General features: G+C 72.4%; 17 protein-coding genes and 1 tRNA gene. 9 read left to right on the top strand and 9 right to left on the bottom strand.

Annotated features, from left to right (window positions below; genetic code table 11):
• Positions 1-7: 7 nt before the first annotated feature.
• The 3 genes from ACF062_RS36145 to ACF062_RS36135 all read right to left on the bottom strand — a co-directional run bounded on the left by ACF062_RS36145 (position 8) and on the right by ACF062_RS36135 (position 3,267).
• Positions 8-559 (bottom strand): TetR/AcrR family transcriptional regulator, encoded by a 552-nt coding sequence (locus ACF062_RS36145; RefSeq protein WP_392144009.1) that lies wholly within the window; start codon positions 557-559, stop codon positions 8-10.
• Between the two features lie 125 nt (positions 560-684).
• Positions 685-2,211 (bottom strand): amino acid permease, encoded by a 1,527-nt coding sequence (locus ACF062_RS36140; RefSeq protein ID WP_392144007.1) that lies wholly within the window; start codon positions 2,209-2,211, stop codon positions 685-687.
• A 63-nt stretch (positions 2,212-2,274) separates the two neighbouring features.
• Positions 2,275-3,267 carry a hypothetical protein gene (locus ACF062_RS36135; RefSeq protein WP_392144005.1) on the bottom strand — a complete coding sequence of 331 codons (993 nt, stop codon included), beginning with the start codon at positions 3,265-3,267 and terminating at the stop codon, positions 2,275-2,277.
• Between the two features lie 266 nt (positions 3,268-3,533).
• Between ACF062_RS36135 and ACF062_RS36130 the strand changes: the two genes are divergently transcribed.
• The 4 genes from ACF062_RS36130 to ACF062_RS36115 all read left to right on the top strand — a co-directional run bounded on the left by ACF062_RS36130 (position 3,534) and on the right by ACF062_RS36115 (position 8,250).
• Complete coding sequence (locus tag ACF062_RS36130; RefSeq protein WP_392144003.1) at positions 3,534-4,997, top strand: FGGY family carbohydrate kinase; 1,464 nt, start codon at positions 3,534-3,536, stop codon at positions 4,995-4,997.
• Positions 4,994-6,454 carry an FAD-dependent oxidoreductase gene (locus ACF062_RS36125; RefSeq protein ID WP_392144001.1) on the top strand — a complete coding sequence of 487 codons (1,461 nt, stop codon included), beginning with the start codon at positions 4,994-4,996 and terminating at the stop codon, positions 6,452-6,454. The genes ACF062_RS36130 and ACF062_RS36125 overlap by 4 nt, the downstream gene beginning before the upstream one ends.
• Entirely contained in the window at positions 6,444-7,685 is a 1,242-nt protein-coding gene (locus ACF062_RS36120) for an NAD(P)/FAD-dependent oxidoreductase (protein WP_392143999.1), read from the top strand. The genes ACF062_RS36125 and ACF062_RS36120 overlap by 11 nt, the downstream gene beginning before the upstream one ends.
• A gap of 157 nt (positions 7,686-7,842) precedes the next feature.
• The gene (locus tag ACF062_RS36115) at positions 7,843-8,250 is read left to right on the top strand and encodes a peptidase inhibitor family I36 protein (protein ID WP_392143997.1); all 408 of its coding nucleotides are present in this window, start codon (positions 7,843-7,845) and stop codon (positions 8,248-8,250) included.
• Positions 8,251-8,263: 13 nt separating this feature from the next.
• On the opposite strand, the gene ACF062_RS36110 is transcribed toward ACF062_RS36115, so the two are convergent.
• Together ACF062_RS36110 and ACF062_RS36105 are read right to left on the bottom strand one after the other, a co-directional pair.
• On the bottom strand, positions 8,264-9,382 hold the full coding sequence (locus tag ACF062_RS36110; RefSeq protein ID WP_392143995.1) for a hypothetical protein: 1,119 nt from the start codon (positions 9,380-9,382) through the stop codon (positions 8,264-8,266).
• 2 nt (positions 9,383-9,384) lie between these two features.
• Entirely contained in the window at positions 9,385-10,452 is a 1,068-nt protein-coding gene (locus tag ACF062_RS36105) for a hypothetical protein (protein WP_392143993.1), read from the bottom strand.
• Between the two features lie 180 nt (positions 10,453-10,632).
• Here ACF062_RS36105 and ACF062_RS36100 point away from each other — a divergent pair, with 180 nt between their 5' ends.
• The 3 genes from ACF062_RS36100 (at position 10,633) to ACF062_RS36090 (ending at position 14,110) form a co-directional block, all read left to right on the top strand.
• Positions 10,633-11,181: a MarR family transcriptional regulator gene (locus ACF062_RS36100; protein ID WP_356582745.1), complete on the top strand. Its 549-nt coding sequence runs from the start codon at positions 10,633-10,635 to the stop codon at positions 11,179-11,181.
• A gap of 146 nt (positions 11,182-11,327) precedes the next feature.
• Entirely contained in the window at positions 11,328-12,515 is a 1,188-nt protein-coding gene (locus ACF062_RS36095; RefSeq protein ID WP_392143991.1) for a thiolase family protein, read from the top strand.
• 80 nt (positions 12,516-12,595) lie between these two features.
• Positions 12,596-14,110 carry a long-chain fatty acid--CoA ligase gene (locus ACF062_RS36090; protein ID WP_392143989.1) on the top strand — a complete coding sequence of 505 codons (1,515 nt, stop codon included), beginning with the start codon at positions 12,596-12,598 and terminating at the stop codon, positions 14,108-14,110.
• A 70-nt stretch (positions 14,111-14,180) separates the two neighbouring features.
• On the opposite strand, the gene ACF062_RS36085 is transcribed toward ACF062_RS36090, so the two are convergent.
• Together ACF062_RS36085 and ACF062_RS36080 are read right to left on the bottom strand one after the other, a co-directional pair.
• Positions 14,181-16,247, bottom strand: coding sequence for an MDR family MFS transporter (locus tag ACF062_RS36085; protein WP_392143987.1), 2,067 nt, complete (start codon positions 16,245-16,247; stop codon positions 14,181-14,183).
• A gap of 246 nt (positions 16,248-16,493) precedes the next feature.
• Entirely contained in the window at positions 16,494-17,027 is a 534-nt protein-coding gene (locus ACF062_RS36080; protein ID WP_392143985.1) for a DUF309 domain-containing protein, read from the bottom strand.
• Positions 17,028-17,134: 107 nt separating this feature from the next.
• Between ACF062_RS36080 and ACF062_RS36075 the strand changes: the two genes are divergently transcribed.
• Positions 17,135-17,208, top strand: a tRNA-Pro gene (locus ACF062_RS36075).
• Positions 17,209-17,361: 153 nt separating this feature from the next.
• Here the strand turns inward: ACF062_RS36075 and ACF062_RS36070 are convergent.
• Positions 17,362-18,096, bottom strand: coding sequence for a S1 family peptidase (locus ACF062_RS36070; RefSeq protein ID WP_392143983.1), 735 nt, complete (start codon positions 18,094-18,096; stop codon positions 17,362-17,364).
• Between the two features lie 288 nt (positions 18,097-18,384).
• Between ACF062_RS36070 and ACF062_RS36065 the strand changes: the two genes are divergently transcribed.
• Positions 18,385-19,008, top strand: a complete 624-nt coding sequence (locus tag ACF062_RS36065; RefSeq protein WP_392143981.1) for a hypothetical protein — start codon at positions 18,385-18,387, stop codon at positions 19,006-19,008.
• 245 nt (positions 19,009-19,253) lie between these two features.
• Here ACF062_RS36065 and ACF062_RS36060 read toward each other — a convergent pair whose 3' ends face one another.
• The gene (locus ACF062_RS36060; protein ID WP_392143979.1) at positions 19,254-21,443 is read right to left on the bottom strand and encodes an endonuclease; all 2,190 of its coding nucleotides are present in this window, start codon (positions 21,441-21,443) and stop codon (positions 19,254-19,256) included.
• Positions 21,444-21,485: the final 42 nt, after the last annotated feature.

Here is a 21,485-nt window from a genome sequence, read left to right as displayed (position 1 = left end):
AGAGGCTCTAGAGGCCGAGGATGAGGTCGGCCGCGCGGGTCATGACCTCGGGGCGGCCGCGGTCCGGGTGGTCCGCGGCGAGGAAGTGGCTGCCGATCGCCATGCAGAAGGCGAGCAGGCTGCGGGCCTCCACCTCATCGGGATCGGAGCAGAACGTACTGATCGCGTCGCGCGCCAGCTGCATTCGCCGGTTGTCCACCCGGCGCAGCCGCTCGGCGACCGCCTCGTCCCGGCGCGCCCAGTCGCGCACGGCCAGATCGATCGGCAGCAGCCTGTCGCCGGAGAAGGTGAGCCGTCCCGCCAGCCGGACCTTCTCCCGCGGGTCGCCGCCCTCCCGCTCGACCCGGTCCAGGACGTCGTCGACGCACTCCCGCTCCCACGCGTTCAGCATGGCGTCGAGCAGTGCCCGGCGATTGGCGAAGTAGCCGTAGAACCCGCCCTTGGTCACCCCCAGCGCCTTGGCCAGCGCCTCGACCCGGACGGCGTCCGGACCGCCCGCCGCCAGCGCCCGCAGCCCTTCCTCGACCCATTTCTCGCGCGGTGTGCGCAGCGCACCCATCGGTGGCCCACCCATCTTTCCCAGCGGTTGTACGAACCCGTATAACGCTCCTCGTCGCGTGCGGCCTGCTCCTGGCCGGGGCCCGCCGCGCCGCCCGCCAGGAGGCGGCGCGCGCCTGACCTCCGTCAGACGATGCCCTCCGCGACCTCGGCCTGCTCGCGGTCCGAGCCGTACGCCTGCGGGGTGCTGTACGAGCGGCGCGCCACGAACCACCACACGGTGGCGAGGACCAGCACCACGGCCAGCGCGATCGCCGCGTAGTTCATCGAACTGACCGTCACCGGCGAGGCCTGCGGCAGGCAGAACAGGACCGTCACGAACGCCACCCAGACCACCGCGACCCAGCCGATGGGCCTGCTCCAGCGCCCCAGGTTCCACGGGCCGGGCCGGAAGCGGTCGCCCGCGCGAAGCCGCAGGAAGATCGGGATGGCGTAGGCGGGCGTGATGCCGATGACGTTGATGGCGGTCACGGCGGTGTACGCGGTCGCCGAGTACAGCGAGGGCAGGGCGATCGCGGCGGCGAGGCCCACCGACAGCCACACCGCGGGCACCGGGACCTGCGTGCGGGAGCTGACCTTGCGCCACAGGGCGGAGCCGGGCAGCGCGTTGTCGCGGGAGAACGCGAAGACCATCCGGCTCGCGGCGGCCGTCTCGGCGTTGCCGCAGAACAGCTGCGCCACGATGACGATGAGCAGCAGCGCGGTCGCCCCGGACTCGCCGACCGCGTCGATCATGATCTGGGCGGGCGGCACCCCGGTACCCGTGCCCAGCGTGCCCGCGTAGTCCTGGATCGCGAAGGTGAGCCCGGCGAGCAGCACGAAACCGGCGATCCACGACGCCCAGATGGCGCGCACGATGCCGCGCGCCGCGGTCACCGACGCGTTGGAGGTCTCCTCGGACAGGTGGGCGGACGCGTCGTATCCGGAGAACGTGTACTGCGCGAGGAGCAGGCCGATCGCCGTCACGTAGAGCGGGTTGTCCCACCCGGTGCCGTCGAAGAACTCGCCGAAGACGAACGACGGCGACTGGTGGTGGTCCGGGACGATCGCGAGGGCCCCGACGATCACGGCCACACCGGCCAGGTGCCACCACACGCTGATGGAGTTGAGCAGACTCACCAGACGTACGTTGAACAGGTTGAGCAGGGCGTGCACGAGCAGGATGCACAGGAAGATCAGGAAGGTCTTCTCCGGGGTCGGCTCGAAGCCGAACCGCAGGTTCAGGAACGCTCCGGTGAACAGCGCCGCTCCGTAGTCGATGCCCGCGATCGCGCCGAGCAGACCGAGCAGGTTCAGCCAGCCCGTGTACCAGCCCCAGCGGCGCCCGCCGAGCCGGTCGGCCATGTAGTAGAGCGCCCCGGACGTGGGGTACGCGCTCGTGACCTCGGCGAGCGCGAGGCCCACGCAGAGCACGAAGAGGCCGACGCCGGCCCAGCCCCAGAGCATCACGGCGGGGCCGCCGGTGTTCATGCCGAAGCCGTACAGCGTCATGCAGCCGGAGAGGATGGAGATCACGGAGAAGCTGATGGCGAAGTTGCCGAACGCACCCATGCGGCGGGCCAGGACGGGCTGGTAGCCGAGCTCTCTGAGCTTCTGCTCCTCGTCCTGGCGTGGCGCTGGGACGGTGCTCGACGACCAGGTGGTGCGGGACACGGATGTACCTCCGGAGGGTGAGCGATGGTGGGGAACGGGGAGCGAGGGGGCGGCCCGCCGGGGTCAGCGCGTGTCGCGGGAGGCGGCGAAGCAGCGGGAGCGGGCCTGGGCGAAGACCTCGGCGGCCGCGTCCGCGTCGCCGGGGGAGTGGGTGCGGTATGTCCACGGCACGACCGTGTAGAAGGGGTCGAGGGCTTCGAAGACCCGTGACGCGTCGTGGAATTGATGCGCGCCCCACAGGGCGTGCGCCAGGTGGTTGAGGTCCAGGAGCGAGGTCGCCGCGGGCAGCGCGTGGTCGAACCACAGATGCAGGGCGCGCAGCGCGCCCCGAGTCGCGTCCTCCGAGATCCAGTGCAGGTCCAGCGCCCGTTCGTTGCCCGCTTCCCTGCGGTAGCGCTCGACGCGCACGTACAGCGGCAGCAGGTGCAGCGCCGAACCGGCGGGCGCGGAGGCCGCCGCCCACTGCACGAAGTTGTACGCCTCGGTGAGCGGGCCCCCGGAGCGGCGCCCGTACGCGAACTGGAGCATCCGGTGGTACGCCTCGCGGTTGCCCGGATCTCGCTTGTCGGCCTCGGCCAGCAGCTGCCAGGGGCCGGGGAAGAGCATCGGCTCCGGAGGCGCGACGCGGTGCTCGTCCCACCGCTGCCCCTCGTCAAGACGGGCCAGGGCGAGCAGGCAGACCCACGGCACCGGGTCCTCCGGCGACAGGGCGGACGTGGCGGCGCACGCGGTGACCGCGTCGCGCCACAGGTCGTTGGTCCGCCGGTGTCCCGCCCGGTGCGCGCGCAGGGCCCGCTCCACGAGGACCCGGGTGTGCAGGACGGCGGCCGAGGTGCTGTGCGGCTCCTCGGCGCGCCAGGCGCGCACCACGTCGGAGCCGGCGACGGCGGCCGCCAGTATCTGCGTACGTTGCGTCCACAGCCCCCAGTCGGGCGTCTCGGTCAGCAGATTGCGCGTGGAGACCCAGCGGCCCGCCTTGAGGTCCTGGAGCACCGCGCGCAGCGGTTCGTCGTGGCCCGCCGGGTGATACACGGGGCTGCCTGACGGCATGGGCATGAGTCCTCTGTTGGGGGAAGAGGCGGAGAGCGTGAACTGGCCGGGAGCGAGAGGGGGTTGTCGATGTTGCTCGGCGGTCAGTGTAGATCCGGGCTTTCCGGTTCCACGGCACTTCTTGGATCTTTTGTGACCGGCTTTTGTCAACACGGCGCGCCGGACGCCCATTTGATGTTCCGCCCTTGTCGCGTCGCGGCCGATTCGGGACATCTCCACGCGGCCGTCCCGTTCCCTTGACGCCCTCCGCCCGCCTGTAGCAGGCTTCCGCGGTGATCAGCAATGAGCGGCCCCCGGCGCGGCGGCCCGTGCTCGCCGTCGACCAGGGCACCTCCGGGACGAAGGCCCTCGTGGTCTGCCCGGAGCGCGGCGTCATCGGCTCGGGCACGGCGGCCGTCCGGCCCCGCTTCCTGCCCGGCGGCCTGGTGGAGGCCGACCCCGCCGAGCTGCTCTCCTCCGTCCTCGACGCGGGCCGGCAGGCCCTGGCCGACGCGGGCGAACCGGTCGCCGCCGTCGGCCTCGCCAACCAGGGCGAGACGGTCCTGGCCTGGGACCCCGACTCCGGTGAACCGCTCACACAGGCCCTCGTCTGGCAGGACCGCCGCGCCGCCACGGTCTGCGAGGAACTCGACGAGCACGCCGCGGAGTTGCGGCAGCTCACCGGCCTCCCGCTCGACCCCTACTTCGCCGCGCCCAAGATGGCGTGGATACGCCGCCACCTCACCCGGCGGGGCGTGGTCACCACCAGCGACGCCTGGCTCGTCCACCGGCTCACCGGCGCCTACGTCACCGACGCCGCGACGGCGGGCCGCACCCAGCTCCTCGACCTCGACGACGTCACATGGTCACCGCGCGCCCTGGAGATCTACGGACTCGCCGAGGAGCGCCTGCCCGCCGTCGTCGACGCCGCGGGCCACGTCGGCACCACCACCGCGTTCGGCCCCGAGATCCCGCTCACCGGGCTCCTCGTCGACCAGCAGGCCGCGCTGCTCGCCCAGGACGTGACGGAGCCGGGCAGCGCCAAGTGCACCTACGGCACAGGGGCGTTCCTGCTCGCCCAGACCGGCGCGCGGCCCCGCCGCGGCGACTCGGGACTGGTCAGCTGCGTCGCCTGGCGGCTGGGCGGGAAGAGCAGCTACTGCCTCGACGGGCAGGTCTACACCGTCGCATCCGCCGTCCGCTGGCTCACCGATCTCGGCGTGATCACCGGCGCCGATGACCTCGACCCCGTGGGCTCCGCCGTCCCCGACGCGGGCGGCGTCACCTTCGTCCCCGCGCTCGCAGGCCTCGCGGCCCCCTGGTGGCGCGGCGACCTGCGCGGCTCACTGACCGGGCTCGGCCTCGACACCACCGCCGGGCACCTGGTCCGCGCCCTGTGCGAGGGCATTGCCGCGCAGGTCGTCTCCCTCGCCGACGCGGTCGCGGCAGACCTGGGCGAACCCCTGACGAGCCTGCGGGTCGACGGTGGCCTCACGCGCTCCGCCCTGCTCATGCAGACCCAGGCCGACCTGCTTCAACTCCCCGTCGAAGTCTCCGCGTCGCCGGACGCGACCGCGCTCGGCGCCGCCGCCGTCGCCCGCGTCGGCCTGGACCCGGGCCTGCCGCTCGCCGACGCGATCCCCGCGTGGCGGCCCGCCGCCGTCTACGCGCCGCGGATCGGCGCGGACGAGGCGGCCGAACGCCTCGCGGGCTTCCGGTCGGCCGTGACGGCACTGCTTGGACGTACGCCCTCATGAGCCCCGCCAAGAGCGCCGGGCACGTCACGAGGCACGGGACGGTGCCGGACACGACGTACGACGTCACCGTGATCGGCGCCGGCGTCGTGGGCGCGGCCATCGCCCGCGAACTGGCCCGCCGGCCCGGCCTGGACGTCGCCCTCGTGGACGCCTCGAACGACGTCGGCGAAGGCACCTCCAAGGCCAACACCGCGATCCTGCACACCGGTTTCGACGCCGTGCCCGGCTCCCTGGAGTCCCGCCTCGTCCGCGAGGGGCAGCGGCTCCTCACCGCGTACGCCGCCGAGTCCGGCATCCCCGTGGAGCCGGTCGGCGCACTCCTCGTCGCCTGGGACGAGGAGCAACTGGCCGCCCTGCGCGGGCTGTTGGACAAGGCCGTCCGCAACGGCCACGACCAGGCGCGGATCATCGGCCCCGAGGAGGTCAGGGCCCGCGAGCCGCACCTCGGCCCCGGCGCGCGCGGCGCCCTCGACGTGCCCGGGGAGAGCATCATCTGCCCCTGGACGACGACCCTCGCGTACGCCACGCAGGCGGTACGCGCGGGCGTCGACCTGCACCTCAACTGCCGCGTGTCACAGGCGAGTCAGCGCGGCGGACGGCATGAACTGACGACGGGCCGCGGCACCCTGCACACCCGGTACCTCGTCAACGCCGCGGGTCTGCACGCCGACGCCGTCGACCGCCTGCTCGGCCACGACGACTTCACCGTCAACCCGCGCCGGGGCCAGCTCATCGTCTTCGACAAGTTCGCCCGCGGCCTGCTGACCCACATCCTGCTGCCCGTCCCCACCGCGCTCGGCAAGGGCGTCCTGGTCGCCCCCACCGTGTACGGCAACGTCCTCCTCGGCCCCACCGCCGAGGACCTGGACGACAAGACGGCCACCGGGACGAGCGCCGAGGGCATCGCCGCGCTGCGCGAGAAGGGCCGGCGCATCCTGCCCGAACTGCTCGACGAGGAGGTCACCGCGGTCTACGCCGGACTGCGCGCCGCCACCGAGCACGACGACTACCGCATCGCCGCCCACAAAGAGCAGCGGTACGTCACGGTCGGCGGCATCCGCTCGACCGGGCTCACCGCGTCCCTGGCCATCGCCTCCCACGTCACCGAACTCCTCGCCACCACTGGCCTGGACCTCGCCGAACCGGGTGATCTGGCTCCCGTACGCATGCCCAACCTCGGCGAGGCATTCCCGCGCCCGTACCAGCGCGCGGACCTCATCGCCACCGACCCCGCCTACGGCACCGTGGTCTGCCACTGCGAGCGGGTGACGCACGGCGAGATCCGTGACGCGCTCGCGAGCACTGTCCCGCCCGCCTCGCCGGACGGGCTGCGGCGCCGCACGCGGGCGCGCGGTGGACGCTGCCAGGGCTTCTACTGCGGGGCCGCGATACGGCAACTCCTCGAAAGCGGCGGGGACTTCGAACAGGGTGGGGGGCGGTGTCCGGATGAGGCGTGAGCGCATCGTCGACGTGCTGGTCGTGGGCGCGGGCCCGGCGGGACTCGCCACCGCCGCGGGGCTCGCCGCGGCGGGCGCGGGCGAGGTCGAAGTGGTCGACCGGGACCAGCAGGCGGGCGGCGCCGCACGGTACTGCGCGCACGGCGGCTTCGGCCGCCTCGGGCTGACCGGGCCGCAGTACGCGGAGCGCTGCGTGGCGGCGGCCGTCGGCGCCGGAGCGGTGCTGCGGACCGGCGTCACCGTCACCGCCAGGCCGGACGTTCTCACCCTGGACACCACGAGCCCGCGCGGCCTGGAGCGGATCACCGCCCGTGCCGTCGTCCTCGCCACGGGCGCGCGCGAACGGCCGCGTGGCGCACGCCTGGTGCCGGGCACGCGGCCCGCGGGCGTGTTCACCACGGGCGAGGTGCAGCGGGCGGTCCACGGCCACCGGCAGCGGATCGGCACCCGGGCCGTCGTCGTCGGCGCGGAACCGGTGAGCTTCGCCGCCCTGGACCTGCTGCGGAGCGCCGGGGTCGAGGTCGCGGCGCTGGTCACGGAGCACCCCCACCACCAGGCACCGCGTGGCCGCGCGGCCGGGGCCCGGCTGCTGCGCGGCGTCCCGCTGCTCACGGACGCCACCGTCACCGAACTCCTCGGGCACGGCCGGCTGTCGGGCGTCCGGCTGCGGCACCGCGACGGCAGGACGGCACACCTCGCCTGCGACACGGTGGTCTTCACCGGCGACTTCGTGCCCGACCACGAACTGGCGCGACACGGCGGCGTGCCGCTCGACCCCGGCACCCGCGGCCCGGCCGTCGACAGTGCCTTCCGCACCGCAGAGCGGGGCGTCTTCGCGGTCGGCAACGTCCTGCACGCCGCCGAACCGGCACGCGTGGTGGCCTGCGAGGGCGCCGCCGCAGCCGCCGCGGTGCGGCGCTACCTCTCCGACGGCGACTGGCCATCGGCGTCGGTCCCGCTGCGGGTCACGGCGCCGCTGGCCTGGATCGCGCCCAACCGTCTGACTCCGGACGAGCCGGGCGACGGCGGTGCCGGATTCACGCTGCGGACCAGGGAGTTCGTCGCGCGTCCGACGCTGGTGATCACCCAGGACGGCCGGACCCTGTACCGCGCGCGACGTCGGCGCCAGGCGATCCCGAACCGGTCGCTGCGGATCCCGGGGAGCTGGGCCGGCCGGGTGGATGCGCGCGGCGGCGCCGTGCGCATCGCACTCGGCACGGGGGGCGGGTAGCGCGCCGCCGCGCGCTCACTCCTTCGAGGGATCGCGGGATGCCGAGCGCCCCCTCAGGCTGGCGAGGGGGTCGACGGCCCCTGGACCGACGAGTGCAAGCGGAGGAGCGACGATGAGCGATATGAGGCGTGTGAGGAATATGAGGCCTGTGAGGAACATGAGGCGCAAGTTCTCCGCACTGCTCGTGGCGGTGACCGCCGCGGCCGCCGCCACGATGCCGGTCTCCACGGCACACGCGGCCGACGGGTACGACCGCTGTCCCGACGGCCACTACTGCATGTTCTCGGGTCTGGACGGCACCGGCGACATGATCACGCTCCGGGGGAACACCCCCGATCTCGCCGCGCTCGGCATGAACGACCGGGCCAAGTCCGACTGGAACCGCACGCCCTCGACCATCTACCTCTGGTCCGACGCGAACTACAGCGGCTGTACGGCTGTGACGTCCGCCGGGCCGACGGGCAAGGGCAACTTCTTCCCCACGTACCAGGACTTCTTCAGCTCGGTGCAGTTCGACGGACCGGGCGGCCCGAGCTGCGGCACGCCGCCCGGCGAGGGGAGGTGAGCCGGGGGCCGTCTCACCCGAACCGCAGGATGCGCGGCGCGAACGTACCCCCGGGGCCCTCGGCGCGGCCGACCGACCACACCGTGCCCGTGCCGGTCCCCGGCACCGGTGCCAGCCGCACCGTCGAGGATTCGCCCTCCCCGGCCACCGCCGGTTCGCTGTGCCCGGTGAACGACTGCCCGCCCCACGCGAGGAAGTCCGGCCCGGGAACGATCGGCGGATAGCCGCCCGGCTCGGCCCGCTTCTGTGAGCGGGCCACCGAGACCCAGGCCAGCTCGCCGGACGGGGAGGGCGTCAGTGAGCTGACCGAGCCGAAGTCGGTGGGCATGGTCACCCGGCTCCACGTCTGCCCGTCCCAGCGGGCCAGCAGGGGCGGAATCGGTTTGCCCACCGGGCCGCCGACGAACCCCGACGTGCCACCCGCCCACACCTCCGTCTTCGAGACCGCGAGCACACTGCCGACGGCCGACCGCGGGAAGCCGGACACGATCGTCTGCTCCCAGGCCTGCCCGTCCCAATGCGACACGGCTGCCCCCGAGTTGGTCTCGCCCGCGGCCCACACGTCGTCAGCCGCCTTGACGTGCAGGCCGTACACGGCTCCCGGCGGCGCCGGCACCTCCTGCCAGTCGCGTCCGTCCCGGCGCAGCAACACCTGCGCGCCGTCCCGCGAGCCGATCAGCCACGTCTCGCCGCCGCCTGCGACGACCTTGGTCAGCGCGACACCGCGCGGCGGCCGGGTCTCGTGCCAGGCGCTGCCGTCGAAACGGAGCAGGCGGGCGCCGCCGGCCGTATCGCGGCCGACCGTCCAGGCCGAGGTCGGTGAGGTCGCCGCGATGGACAGCAGCTCGCCCTGCCTGCCGTCCCCGGGCAGGCTCTGTCGCTGCCACGCCGTTCCGTCCCAGCGCAGCATCAGAGGGAAGCCCGGCGCCTCGCGGCCGACGGCGTCCGTGCCCACGGCCCACGCCCGGTCCGGGCCGAACGCCACGGCTTCGTTGAGCCCGGCCTGGGGGCGTACCTGCGCCGGAACCGGGACGTGCTGCCAGGACGACCGGGTCTCCGCGGCGGCCGAGGCCATGAGGGCGCTGAGGGTCAGGGCGGCGGCGAGGGCCGCGGCGACAAGTCGGCGTGCCATGGTCAGCCTCCCAGCCGCTCGCTCATCAGGTTCGGTTCGGAGCCGTAGACCTCGACGGTGCCGAAGGACAGCAGCGCGGAACCGGCGCGCGCCAGCGCCCGGGGCTTGACGTCGATGGCGTTCGTGCGCTCGGGGCCGTAGGAGAAGGTGGTGCGGGCGCCGTTCACCCGTGCGTACTTCGACTGGAACGCGCGGTCACTGCGCACCGGCAGCCACAGCGCGCCGTCCGGGCCACGCACCATGGCCTCGGTATGGGTGTCGCCCAGCGGGGGGTGGGCGGTGCGCCAGGTGTGTCCGTTCCAGGTCATCAGGTAGGTGCGGATCAAGCCGTCGACGTACTGGCCGCCGCCGATGGTGGCCCGGCCCGAGGGCTCGACGAGAATCGTGTGTACGTTGCTGCTGGCCGGCAGTGACACCTTCGCGTCCCGCCAGGCGGTGCCGTCCCAGCGCAGGATGACGGTCCCGGAATCGGTGTTCCCCCAGGCCCAGGCGTCGGTGGCGGTACGCGCGGTGATCCCCATCAGGTGGCGCACACCGTCCGGGGCGGGCTGTGCGGTCCAGTCGGAGCCGTCGTAGTGCCACACCTTCGGCCCGGTGTCGTCCTCACCGACCACCCATGCGGCGCCCGGCACCGCCGTGAAGTCCTGGTACGCCCGCAGGGTCCGCGGCAGCGGGACGGCGCTCCACTCTCCCGCCGACCGTCGCAGGATCTCTCCTCCTCCAGCGCGGTCGTGGTAGATCCACGGCTCCTCGCCGAGGAACCGCACCTTGCCGAGCCGGCCCGGCTCGCCGGCACCGGGGAAGGTGGTGTCCCGGCTCCATACCTTGCCGTCCCACCGGTACAGCATCGGCCGCGGTCCATCGGCGGCGTCCTCGTACCCGGTGGCCAAGGCCGCGCCAGGCCCGCGGGCGGCGAGACCGGACACCGTCACCGGCGGGGCCGCCGCCGGCACCGGCAGCGCCGACCAGCCCGGCGTCACGGCCGCGGCGGGTGCCACTCCCGCGGCCGGCGACAGCACCGCGGCGCACGTGATCACGAGGCGGATGATGACCGTACGGAGACCGCTCATGGGACCCCCATCGCGCGAAGGCCGCTCAGCTTATGGGCGTTCACCCACCGTGAACAGATGTCGCACAAACGATCAGGTGTTCCCGCGCCGATCCGGCGCTTTCCGGGCCCCCATGCGACGGCCGGGCGAACAACATAAGAAGCTTACATAAGCAAGCGACGCATTCTTAGAGTGGACGACATGCCGAACAACGAACTGCACACCGCCTTGCGAGGCGACCTCAACGACGTCCTGGACGACGTCTTGGACGGCGGCAAGGCCGACGCTCCGGACGGCGGCCGGGCCCACGATCCGGACGGTGATCTCGACGTCGAGGCCTTCACCGCGGCGATCGAGAACTTCAACCGCTTCTACATCCGCCTCCCCGTGCTGGAGAAGCTGCCGTTCACCACCCTGTCGGTGCTCGACACCCTCGCGTTCGGCGGCAGCCCGCGGCGGCTGACCGACCTGACGAAGACCGAGCAGGTCAGCCAACCCGGCATCACGCAGCTGGTGACGCGCCTGGAGCGGGACGGCCTGGTGGAGCGCCGCCCCGATCCGAGTGACGGCCGTGCCGTCCTGGTCCACATCACCGAAGCGGGCCGCGCGGTCGGCCGCTCCCGCCGCGCCGACCGCTCGCGCCATCTGCGGCCGCTCGTCGAGCAGCTGACCCCCGAGCAGCGCCAGGCCATCACGGACGCGCTGCCCGCCCTCGCCCGCCTCGCGGAACTGGGGCGCGGCCAGGAGTAGGGCGCGCGGGCGGGGGCGCGGGTCCGGCGGCGGCCCCCCTTCCCACAGCCCCCACCTCCCGCATAGACTCCAAAACTAGCAGCGCTAATTTACGCGTAACAGAGCTCATCCGCAGCGAGACCCGCAAAACGATCCGGAGCCGTATCGTGCGCACCGTCCACTTCGCCGCCGCCCGCCGCACCCCCATCGGCAAGCTCCGCGGCGCCCTCTCCACCGTCCGCCCCGACGACCTCGCCGCGGGCGTCGTACGCGGACTCCTCGCCGACCTGCCGCAGCTGGACCCCGCGCGGATCGACGACATCTACTGGGGTGCCGCCAACCAGGCGGGCGAGGACAACCGCAACGTCGCCCGCATGGCCGCCCTCCTCGCGGGCCTCCCCGAGTCCGTGCCCGGCGCCACCGTCAACCGGCTCTGCGCCTCCGGACTCGAAGCCGTCACGACCGCCGCGCGCACCATCGCCGCGGGCGAGGCCGACATCGTGCTGGCGGGCGGCTCCGAGTCCATGAGCCGCGCCCCCTTCGTCCTGCCCCGCCCGGACGAGGCGCTGCCGCACCGCATGGAGACCGCCGACACCCGCCTCGGCTGGCGGCTGACCAACCCGAGAATGAAGGACCTGCATGGCGTCCTCGCGATGGGCGAGACCGCCGAGGAGGTCGCCGAGCGCCACGGCGTCTCCCGCGAGCGCCAGGACACCTTCGCCCTGCGGAGCCACCAGCGCGCCGCCGCCGCCCGCAAGAACGGCCACTTCGACGACGAACTGCTGGCCGTCACCCGCCCCGACGGCGTGATCGTCGACGCGGACGAATGCGTGCGCGAGGACACCTCGTACGAGAAGCTCAGCGGCCTGAAGCCGGTCTTCCGCAAGGGCGGTTCCGTCACCGCGGGCAACGCGTCGCCGATGAACGACGGCGCCGCCGGGCTGCTCCTCGTCAGCGAGGAGGCCCTGAACGACCTGGGCCTGGAGTCCCTCGGGCGGTACGCCGCCGGTGCGTCGGCGGGCGTGCATCCGGACGTCATGGGCCTCGGGCCCGTCCCCGCCACCCGCAAGGCGCTCGACCGCGTCGGCTGGAGCGTCGCCGACGTCCAGGAGGCGGAGTTCAACGAGGCGTTCGCCGCCCAGGCGCTCGCCTGCGTCGACGCCCTCGGCTTCGACCCGGAGCTGGTCAACCCCTCCGGCGGCGCCATCGCGCTCGGCCACCCCCTCGGCTGCTCGGGCGCCCGGATCCTCACCACGCTGCTGCACCGCATGCGCCGCACCGGTGCCTCACGGGGCCTCGCCACGATGTGCGTGGGCGTGGGCCAGGGCAGCGCGCTCCTCGTCGAGCGCGTCTGACCCGACACCCGGCAGCAGTTCAGCAGCAGTCCGCAGATCCGAACCACCGCAAGGCCGCACGGAACGGAGCACCACCCCTCATGGCAACGCTGTCCCTCGCCGCGATCCTCGCCGAACCCGCCCGCCGCCACCCGGACCGCACCGCCCTCGTCGAGGGTGAACTGCGGCTGTCCTTCAGGGAGTTGTGGCACGAGGCGCGTGCCCAGGGCGCCGCTCTCGCGGAACTCGGCGTGCGGCCGGGGGACCGCGTCGCCCTGATGGCGCCGAACACCGCCGAGTTCCCGCAGGCCTACTACGCCATCCTGGCCGCCGGGGGAGTGGTCGTCCCCGTCCATCTGCTGCTCGCCGCCGAGGAGGTCGAGCACGTCCTGCGGGACAGCGGCGCGCGCCTCCTCCTGTGCCACCCCGCGCAGGCCCCGACCGGCCGGGCCACCGCCGAGGCCACCGGCGTACGCATGCTGGAACTGGGCGCCGAGGGAGAGCTTGCGGCCCTGGCCGGCGACACCGAGCCCCTGGCCACGTACGCCACCCGCGACGCCGACGACCCGGCCGTCGTCTTCTACACCAGCGGTACCACCGGCGTCCCCAAGGGCGCCGTGCTCAGTCACTTCAACCTCGTGATGAACGCGACCGTCAACGCCTTCGACGCCAACGACGTCCGCCCCGACGACATCGCGCTCGGCGCGCTGCCCCTCTTCCACGCCTTCGGCCAGACCGTCTCCATGAACTCCACCTGGCGGGCGGGCGCGACGCTCGTCCTGCTGCCCCGCTTCGACGCCGCGCGGGCCATCGAACTGATGGTGGCGGAAGGCGCGAACACCTTCCACGGGGTGCCCACCATGTTCGTCGGCCTCGTGGCCGCCGCCGCGTCCGCCCCCGAGCTGCCGAAGCTGCGCCTGTGCGTCTCCGGCGGCGCCTCGCTGCCCGTCGCCGTACTGGAACGCTTCGAGGAGACCTTCGGTACGCCCGTGTACGAGGGGTACGGGCTCTCCGAGACGTCCCCGGCGGCTTGCGTCAACCAGCCCGACTTCGGCACCAAGGCGGGCACCATCGGCCATCCGCTGTGGGGCGTCGACGTCGAGATCGCCCGCGCCGACGTCGACGACCGCGTCGAACTCCTGCCGACGGGCGAGCTGGGCGAGGTCGTGATCCGCGGCCACAACGTCTTCTCCGGCTACCTGGGGCGCCCCGAGGCCACCGCCGAGGCACTGGTCGACGGCTGGTTCCGCAGCGGCGACCTGGGCACCAAGGACGCCGACGGCTTCCTGGCCATCGTCGACCGCAAGAAGGACGTCATCATCCGCGGCGGCTTCAACGTCTACCCGCGCGAGGTCGAGGAGGTCCTGATGCGCCATCCCGGCATAGCGCAGGCCGCCGTGATCGGCCTGGCCCACCCCGTCCACGGCGAGGAGGTCTGCGCCGTCGTCGTCGCGGCGCCCGGCGCGGCCGAGGACCCCGAAGCGGTCATCACGTGGTCGAAGGAACACCTCGGCCGCCACAAGTACCCGCGCCGCGTGGAGTTCACCGACGCGCTCCCGCTCGGCCCCAGCATGAAGATCCTCAAGCGGGAACTGCGGGCCCAGTACACGGCGTAGCGCCATGCACCGCGTAGCGGCGTGGCCGCCCGACCGCGCGGCGACGAGGTCATCTCACCGCGAGGCCACTTCAACGCGAGGCCGACGCGCCCGCCGTCTCGGGGGTCAGCCCCTGCTCCAGGTCCTCCGCGAGCAGCCGCTTGGCGATGACGTCCACCGCCGCAGTCAGCTTCTCGTCCGACGGCCGACCGAGGTCCTTCTCGATCTCCTCGCCCAGCCAGGCCGACCACGCCGCGCCGATGACCTCCGCCTCGCGTTCCCCCGCGGGCGTCAGCGAGAAATACGTGCCTGTGCGGGTCATATATCCCTCGTCCACCATCCGGTCGAAAACCGGCACGAGCACCTCGGGCGGAAGCCGGCGCCGCGCCGCGATCAGGCCGAGGCCGGCATACCCGACCATCCGGGTGAAGAGCGACACCTGCATGACCGCCCAGGCGCCCGCGATGTCCAGGCGGGTGTCGGAGTCCCGGACGATGCCGCGCGCGGTGTTCATGCCGACATTGCGGATGATCCCGGCGACGCTGCGCTCCAGGACATGCCCCGAGTCCGCGGGGGCCGGCTGCGCGAAGCCCTCGCCCATGTCGGGCGCGCCCATCCGCGCGCTGTCCCGCAGTTGCACCTGCTTGAGGAAGAGCGCCACCAGGAACCCGAGGAGCGCCACGGGCACGGTCCACAGGAAGACGGTGTGCAGGGTGTCCGCGTACGCCTCGACGACCGGCCCCGCCGCCGGGGCCGGCAGCCCGTGCACTCCCTGCGGACTCTGCGCCGCCTTCGCGATCGTCGCCGGGTCCGCGGCGCCGGTGCCCGCGGCCGCCGCGACGCCGTCCTCCAGGTTCGGCGCGAGGGTGTTGGCGTAGATGGTCCCGAACACCGCCGTGCCGAAGGAACTGCCCAGCGTCCGGAAGAAGGTCACACCCGACGTGGCGGTGCCCAGGTCCCCGTACGCGACGGTGTTCTGCACGGCGATCGTCAGGACCTGCATGCACAGACCGATACCGGCGCCGAGCACGAACATGTACACCGACTCCAGCCACGCGCTCGTGGCGCTGCCCATGAGGGAGAGCAGATAGAGCCCCAGCGCCATCACCAGGGCGCCGACGATCGGGAAGATGCGATACGTGCCCGTCTTGCTGACGACGTTGCCGCTGAAGATGGACGCGATGAGCAGCCCGATCACCATGGGCAGCGTCCGCACACCCGAGACGGTGGCCGAGTCCCCGTCGACGTACTGGAGATACGTCGGCAGGAACGTCAGCGCGCCGAGCATCGCGAAGCCCACGATGAAGCTGAGGATCGAACAGACCGTGAAGACGGGATCGGCGAAGAGCCGCATCGGCAGCATCGGCTCGGCGGCGCGCGTCTCGACGACACAGAACACCGCCAGCGCGACAAGGCCGCCGACGAAGAGACCGATGATGGTGGGCGACGCCCACGCGTACTGGTTGCCGCCCCAACTCGTCGCCAGGATCAGCGCGCTCGCCCCGATCGCGACGAGCGCGATGCCCAGATAGTCGATGACCGGCCGCAGCGCCGACTTCACGACGGGAATGGTCCGGGCGGCGGCGATGACCACGACGATCGCGATGGGCACGTTGACGTAGAACGCCCAGCGCCAGCTCAGGTGATCCGTGAAGAGACCGCCGAGCAGCGGTCCGATGACGGTGGAGACCCCGAAGACGGCACCGATCGCGCCCTGGTACTTGCCGCGCTCGCGCAGCGGGATGACGTCGGCGATCAGCGCCATGGACGTGACCATCAGACCGCCGGCGCCGATGCCCTGCATCGCCCGCCAGGCGATGAGCAGCGTCATGTTCGTCGCCAGGCCGCACAGGAACGACCCGGTGATGAAGATGACCGCCGAGACCTGGAAGACGACCTTCCGCCCGAACAGGTCACCGAACTTGCCGACGAGCACGGTGGCGACGGTCTCCGCGAGGAGGTACGACGTCACCACCCACGACATGTGCTCCGCCCCGCCCAGATCCGACACGATCGTCGGCAGCGCGGTGCCGACGATGGTCTGGTCGAGGGCGGCCAGCAGCATCCCCAGCATGATCGTCACGAAGACGACATTGCGGCGGCGCCGGTCGAGGACGGGCGGTGCCTGCGCCGCGGCGGGAGCCGGCTGATCGGTCATCGTCACACGGCCACCCTCACACCGGGGCCGGGCCCGTGCATGCGGGGCGAGGCCGGTCCGGTGACGGCGTGCCGAGCGGCTTCTGCTGCTCGGTCGTGCGTTTCCGTGGGGCTGGGGCTTTGTGGGGCGGGGCCGGTCTGGTGGCGGCGTGCCGGGCGGCTTCTGCTACTGGGCCGTGCGTTTCCGTGGGGCTGGGGCTTTGTGGGGCGGGGCCGGTGTGGTGGCGGCGTGCCGGGCCGGCTTCCGCTACCCGGCCGCGCCCCCGCGCAGCCGCGGCGCACGGGCCGCCGCGTCCACCGCCGCCCCCTCGCGCTCCAGCAGGTCGGCCAGCGCCTCGGCCCAGCGGACCAGCTCCGTGAGATCGATCCCGTACGGCCGCTCCAGTCCGTCCGGCCCCCCGCGCCAGCCCGCGACCGCCCCCGCGCCGCGCAGCAGCAGCCGCGCCCCGCCCTTGGTGTTGCCGCGGGCCGCGTGGGTCAGCCCGACGGCCAGCTGGGCCAGCCCCTTCCACAGGTCCCGCTCCGCCGGCGGGCCCGACTTCCACGCGTCCTCGAAGACCTCGTGCGCGTGGAAGGGCCGCCCCGCGTCCAGCAGGGCCTGTGCCTCGGCGACGGACTCCTCGGGCGTGCGCACGACGCCCTCGGGCTGCCGGGCCACGCCGTCCGTGCCATAGGGCAAGGGCCGTCCGAGCCCGTCGCGGGGCCGCTGGTTGCGGGCCCTTCCCTCCTCGTCGCGATCGCGCTCACGGCCACTGTCGTACGGTCCAGGTGCAGTGCTCATACGTGGATTGTCGCGCGTGCCTGACGGTGGTCACCGGGGAACGGAGCACCCTCGTGCGTGGGGTAGAGTTCTACCTGTGATCACGCGGGACACCGCACAGAGCACACCGGGACGTGGCGCAGCTTGGTAGCGCACTTGACTGGGGGTCAAGGGGTCGCAGGTTCAAATCCTGTCGTCCCGACTCGAAAGAGTCGCAGATCAAGGGGCCGTTTCAGAGAAATCTGAAACGGCCCCTTGGCCGTTTCCATGACGTGGGCGGGCGCCACCGGTCGGCGCGCCCGCCAAGTCCTTTGCTGTCGGCCTCGACGACGCGCCGCCGCGTGCTGCGCGCGCCCTATCGGCGAATGACCGAGCGGATCCAGGAGAGCTGCTGGGAGACCTCGCCGGCCTCGGCGCTCTTCTCCCGGTCGGAGCCGTTGAAGACGCCGATGAGGGTTTCGGTGCCGCGCGGTCCGACCGTCATCACCGGGCCCCCGGAGTCGCCACCGGCGGGAATCCCCTTCACCTTCTTCATGCAGAAGTCCGGGCCGCCCGGTGCGGTGTGGCCCGCGCACAGGGGGTCATTGGGCCGTACGACCTTCAGGTCGGACTGCTTGAGGACGGGGGACTGGCAGGCGCTCTCGTCGCTGGTGCAGGTGGCGCCCCACCCGTACTGGCGCACGGCCTGACCGGTGCGGACGCCCGCCGTGGACAGGCGAGCCGTGGGGACGTTCATCGGCGGGACCTTGACGAGCATCATGTCGGCGCGGGCACTGCCCACGCGCTTGCCCGGTATGGGGAGGACCTTGGTGCCCCTGCGCATGTCGAGATTGCCGACCCGGAAGGAGATCCTCTTGTCGGCGACCGGCAGCGCCTGCTCGTAGAAGCAGTGTGAGGCGGTGAGGATCCACTGGCGTGCGACCGCGGTCCCGGTGCACGCCGGTTTGCCGTCGACGAGCATCCGTACCGCCCAAGGGCCGTAACTGCTCTTTGAGCCGCCGATGACGGCGAAGGCCGGAGCGGACGACATCATCGAGCCCGCGACCAGCATCAGTGCGGTCAACAGCAGTACGCGAAAGCGACGAACCATGCGGAACAACTTCTCTCAGTGGGGAACACCCGTACAGGTAGTGAGAGACCCCGCCGAGCAGAACCGTTCCACGTGGGACGTAACTGTTGGTCGTCACCGTGCGGGGCCCGGCAGTTCGCCGGGTCGGCCGACACGTGCAGCGTGTGGCAAGGCTTCGTCGAGCGGGCCGGAGGAGGGCCGCACTCCGGGACTCCGGTCGGCGGTCTTCTCTTGCCCGATGCGCTGGGCGAACCGTATCCCCGATCGCGGACTTGACCTCAACCGCGGTTGAGGCCGGAGGCTGGTGCCATGACCGCCATCGTTTCCGGCCTTCGGCCGGTCGCACTGCCTGAACCTGACCGTCCGGACGCGGGCCTCATCCTGGCGTCCCTATGGCACACGGAGGGACCCGAACAACAGCGGAAGGTCATGTCCGGCGTCATGGACGCCTGGGAGGAGGCCCGGCTGCCGGCCGCCTACCTTGCGCGGCACTGTCTGGCAGGGTCCGACGGCCGGACCATCCTCAACTTCGCCCAATGGGCAGGTTCCGACGCGCACTTGGCCTTCGCCGCCGACCCTCGCAACCAGCAGACTCTCGGCAGTGCCGTCCAGGCGCTGTACTCGGCCGACCCACCAGGCCGTTACGGGCCCTACCGCTTCGCGGGCCGACGTGATGGAGCCGCCCACTATTTCACCGCGACCTGGTACGAGACCGAGGACGCCGCGGCGGCCCGATCGCTCGCCGATGAGTTGACCGAGCGTGCTCCCGCCGTCCCGGCGTCTTCGGCAGAGGTGGCGGAGTACTTCTACGTAGGTGAGGACGGACGGCAGCTCCTCGCGCTCGCCGGATTCGAGGACGAACCCGGCGGTGCCGACCTGTGGTTCCGCCCGTTCCGCGGACTGGTGCGGTCGGCGCGCCAGGTTCGCGGGTAGTCGTCGATGGCGAGCTGTGGGCGGCCCCGGAAATGCTGGGCGGACACCGGCTGCCCGTCCTGACCGACGTCGATCCTCGGCCCGGTGCCGAATCGGTTCCGTGACCCGTTCCCGTACCACGAACCGTGGCGGATGATCACCCACATTCCTCTGGCTGCCGTCCGGGAGGTTCGCCCGCGGCCGTGGCGAAGGCGTCCTGCTGGTCCAAGCGCAGCCGGCATCCGCGCCACCAGGAGTCATCCGCGCTACCAGGAGTGACTGAAGTCGATCTCCCGTCCCCACTCGGGGTGGTCTATGAACGGATTGCGGTTGCCCTGGATCTCGGCGACGGCGAAGTTGCGGTGTCGTTCGTACGCACCGACGGGCTCCGCCTCGTGCCAGGTCAGCAGCATGTCGAGGCGCTCGGGCCGAAGCTCGCGCGCCGCGTCTCCTACCTGCCCGGGGTATCGCAGCAGGAAATACAGCGTCGCTCGGGCGACGACGCCCTTGCCCGCGGACGGCTCGAAGCCCTGGGCCTCCCGGCGCCCGCAGTCGGTGCGTACGACCTCTTCGACATCGGTGAAGTCGAAGTACGGGATGTTGCTGCGGAAGCTGTTGCAGTTGGTCTCGCAGGCGAACAGATGATGCAGGTCGCCGCGCATCGGTTCGCGTTTGCTGAACCAGGACTGCGGCACCACGTGCTCGCAGTTGAACGCGAGGGACGCCTCCAGGGCGTCGATCTCCGCCTCGATCGCCTCCGGGCCGAGGGCGGATTCGCGCAGGGCCATCTCCTGGAGGCGCTGGATCCGGGCGGCCTCCGCGGCCGCGTCGGCGCGGATGAACTCCTCGGGGGCGAAGCTCCGGCCGGAGTAGATGCTGCGCAGTTGCTCGTCGGGGTGCAGGTCCACCCACGGGTACAGCAGCCGCATCGGCTTGTAGGCGGGCTGACGCTCGTGAGTGCGCTCCAGGAGGGCGGTCAGCTGTCGGCCCAGCTGGGCACCGTCGAGCCCCGCGTAGTACGTCTCCCGCGCCGCGCGGTCGGCTTCCGGCTCGTAGTACGGGCGGGCCCGGCCGGCCTCAAGGCCTGCGAGCGCGGCCCGCAGATCTGCCTCGGCGGGCGACACGTGCCCGTTCACCGACGGTGGGGGCGCCGGCTGCGTACGGAGACCAGGGCCGCCGTCGACCGCCGCGGTGACGGACGTCGCCGGGGCCTGCCCACGGGCCGTGACGCCCACGGTGATGTGCAGCGGCACCGTCAGCCGCAGCGTGCCGGAGCCGGTGTCGGAGCCAGGCTCAGGGGAGGCCCCGAAGCCCGCGTCGGAGGCTGCCGTCGGCGTCCCTGCGGCGCCACCGTCGATGAGGCCCTGCGGGGCACCGGGAGGTGTGAGGCTCGGTGCCGTCGCCTCGAAGAGGTTCGCCCGCAGCTCGACGGCGGCGCCGGACAAGGGGGCCTGCCGCACCGCCTGGAGCACCCGGCTGATGCGTACGCCTTCATTCGCCTTCCAGGCCAGGCGGTCCTCGCCGTGGTGCTGCTGCCACACGGTGCCGTCCACCGACAGATAGCGGCCGTCCGCGTCCTTGAGCGGGACACCGGCGTGGTGCAGGGCGACGACGTCCCACTGGTCGTTGAAGACCGGCGATCCGGAGGAGCCCGGCGCGGTGTCCGTGGCGTAGTGCACGAAGTCGTCCAGCAGGTCCACCAGCTGGTTCTCGCGCAGCGCCAGCTGTTTGGGCTCGCCGTTGGGGTGCTGGATGATGTTGACCATCTCGCCGAGGATCACCTGGCCCTGGGCCTCGCTCAGCCGCAGCCAGGAGAATCCGTCGAGGCCCGCGCCGCCCCGGCTCCGCTCGGCCACCGCGACCACGGTGAAGTCCAGGTCCTGGTCGGTGACGAAGAACCGGCCCGGTTCCAGGTCGAAGACCACCGGCTCCAGCGGCCGGCCCCCGATGCCCGCCTGATAGTTGAATTCGATCACACCACGGCCTGCCTCGTGGCGGTCGGCAAGGACGTGGTTATTGGTCAGCAGCAGGGACGGGGATATCAGGAAGCCCGTGCCGTAGTGCGCCTCGGGACCCTGGACCGACACCCGGCCCACGGGCCGTGACGCGAGGTGACCGGCCTCCAGGAAGCCGACGTCGATCAGGTCGTTGCGCCCCATGAGCCGTTCCAGTCCCAGCAGGGAGGCGCTGAAGTGATCCGGGGAAAGTCCGGGCATGCTGCGGCCGGTGCCGGTCTCGGCGGGGGTGTGCTCCAGCGCGGTGGCCTGTGACCAGTCCGCGCCGAGCCGGGCCAGGCGCTTGCCGACGCGGTCGGGCGTATCGGCGTGCAGGACGCCTTGGCTGTCGAGTAGTCGGCGGGTCCGCTCCCGGGCCGCGGCACGCGCCTCGTACCGCGTCTCGGCTCGCTCGACTTGCTGAAGAAGGCTGGTCTTGGGGACGTGCGAGGTGGGGGTCACGGGTCCTCCTCCCGGCCGCGTGCCGTGCGCGGCTTCCTTGCC

This window comes from Streptomyces sp. NPDC015345, assembly GCF_043078805.1.
Lineage (GTDB): Bacteria > Actinomycetota > Actinomycetes > Streptomycetales > Streptomycetaceae > Streptomyces.
The sequence above is the reverse complement of the archived record's forward strand: the minus strand, read 5'-3'. Positions and strand labels throughout refer to the sequence as shown.

Excerpts from the sequence above, each read along its gene's own strand:
- ACF062_RS36080 (WP_392143985.1), bottom strand. The coding sequence starts at position 17,027 with ATGAGCACTGCACCTGGACCGTACGACAGTGGCCGTGAGCGCGATCGC.
- ACF062_RS36070 (WP_392143983.1), bottom strand. The coding sequence starts at position 18,096 with ATGGTTCGTCGCTTTCGCGTACTGCTGTTGACCGCACTGATGCTGGTC.
- ACF062_RS36090 (WP_392143989.1), top strand. The coding sequence starts at position 12,596 with ATGGCAACGCTGTCCCTCGCCGCGATCCTCGCCGAACCCGCCCGCCGC.
- ACF062_RS36110 (WP_392143995.1), bottom strand. The coding sequence starts at position 9,382 with ATGGCACGCCGACTTGTCGCCGCGGCCCTCGCCGCCGCCCTGACCCTC.
- ACF062_RS36065 (WP_392143981.1), top strand. The coding sequence starts at position 18,385 with ATGACCGCCATCGTTTCCGGCCTTCGGCCGGTCGCACTGCCTGAACCT.
- ACF062_RS36145 (WP_392144009.1), bottom strand. The coding sequence starts at position 559 with ATGGGTGCGCTGCGCACACCGCGCGAGAAATGGGTCGAGGAAGGGCTG.
- ACF062_RS36125 (WP_392144001.1), top strand. The coding sequence starts at position 4,994 with ATGAGCCCCGCCAAGAGCGCCGGGCACGTCACGAGGCACGGGACGGTG.
- ACF062_RS36120 (WP_392143999.1), top strand. The coding sequence starts at position 6,444 with ATGAGGCGTGAGCGCATCGTCGACGTGCTGGTCGTGGGCGCGGGCCCG.
- ACF062_RS36100 (WP_356582745.1), top strand. The coding sequence starts at position 10,633 with ATGCCGAACAACGAACTGCACACCGCCTTGCGAGGCGACCTCAACGAC.
- ACF062_RS36105 (WP_392143993.1), bottom strand. The coding sequence starts at position 10,452 with ATGAGCGGTCTCCGTACGGTCATCATCCGCCTCGTGATCACGTGCGCC.
- ACF062_RS36135 (WP_392144005.1), bottom strand. The coding sequence starts at position 3,267 with ATGCCCATGCCGTCAGGCAGCCCCGTGTATCACCCGGCGGGCCACGAC.
- ACF062_RS36085 (WP_392143987.1), bottom strand. The coding sequence starts at position 16,247 with ATGACCGATCAGCCGGCTCCCGCCGCGGCGCAGGCACCGCCCGTCCTC.
- ACF062_RS36115 (WP_392143997.1), top strand. The coding sequence starts at position 7,843 with ATGAGGCGCAAGTTCTCCGCACTGCTCGTGGCGGTGACCGCCGCGGCC.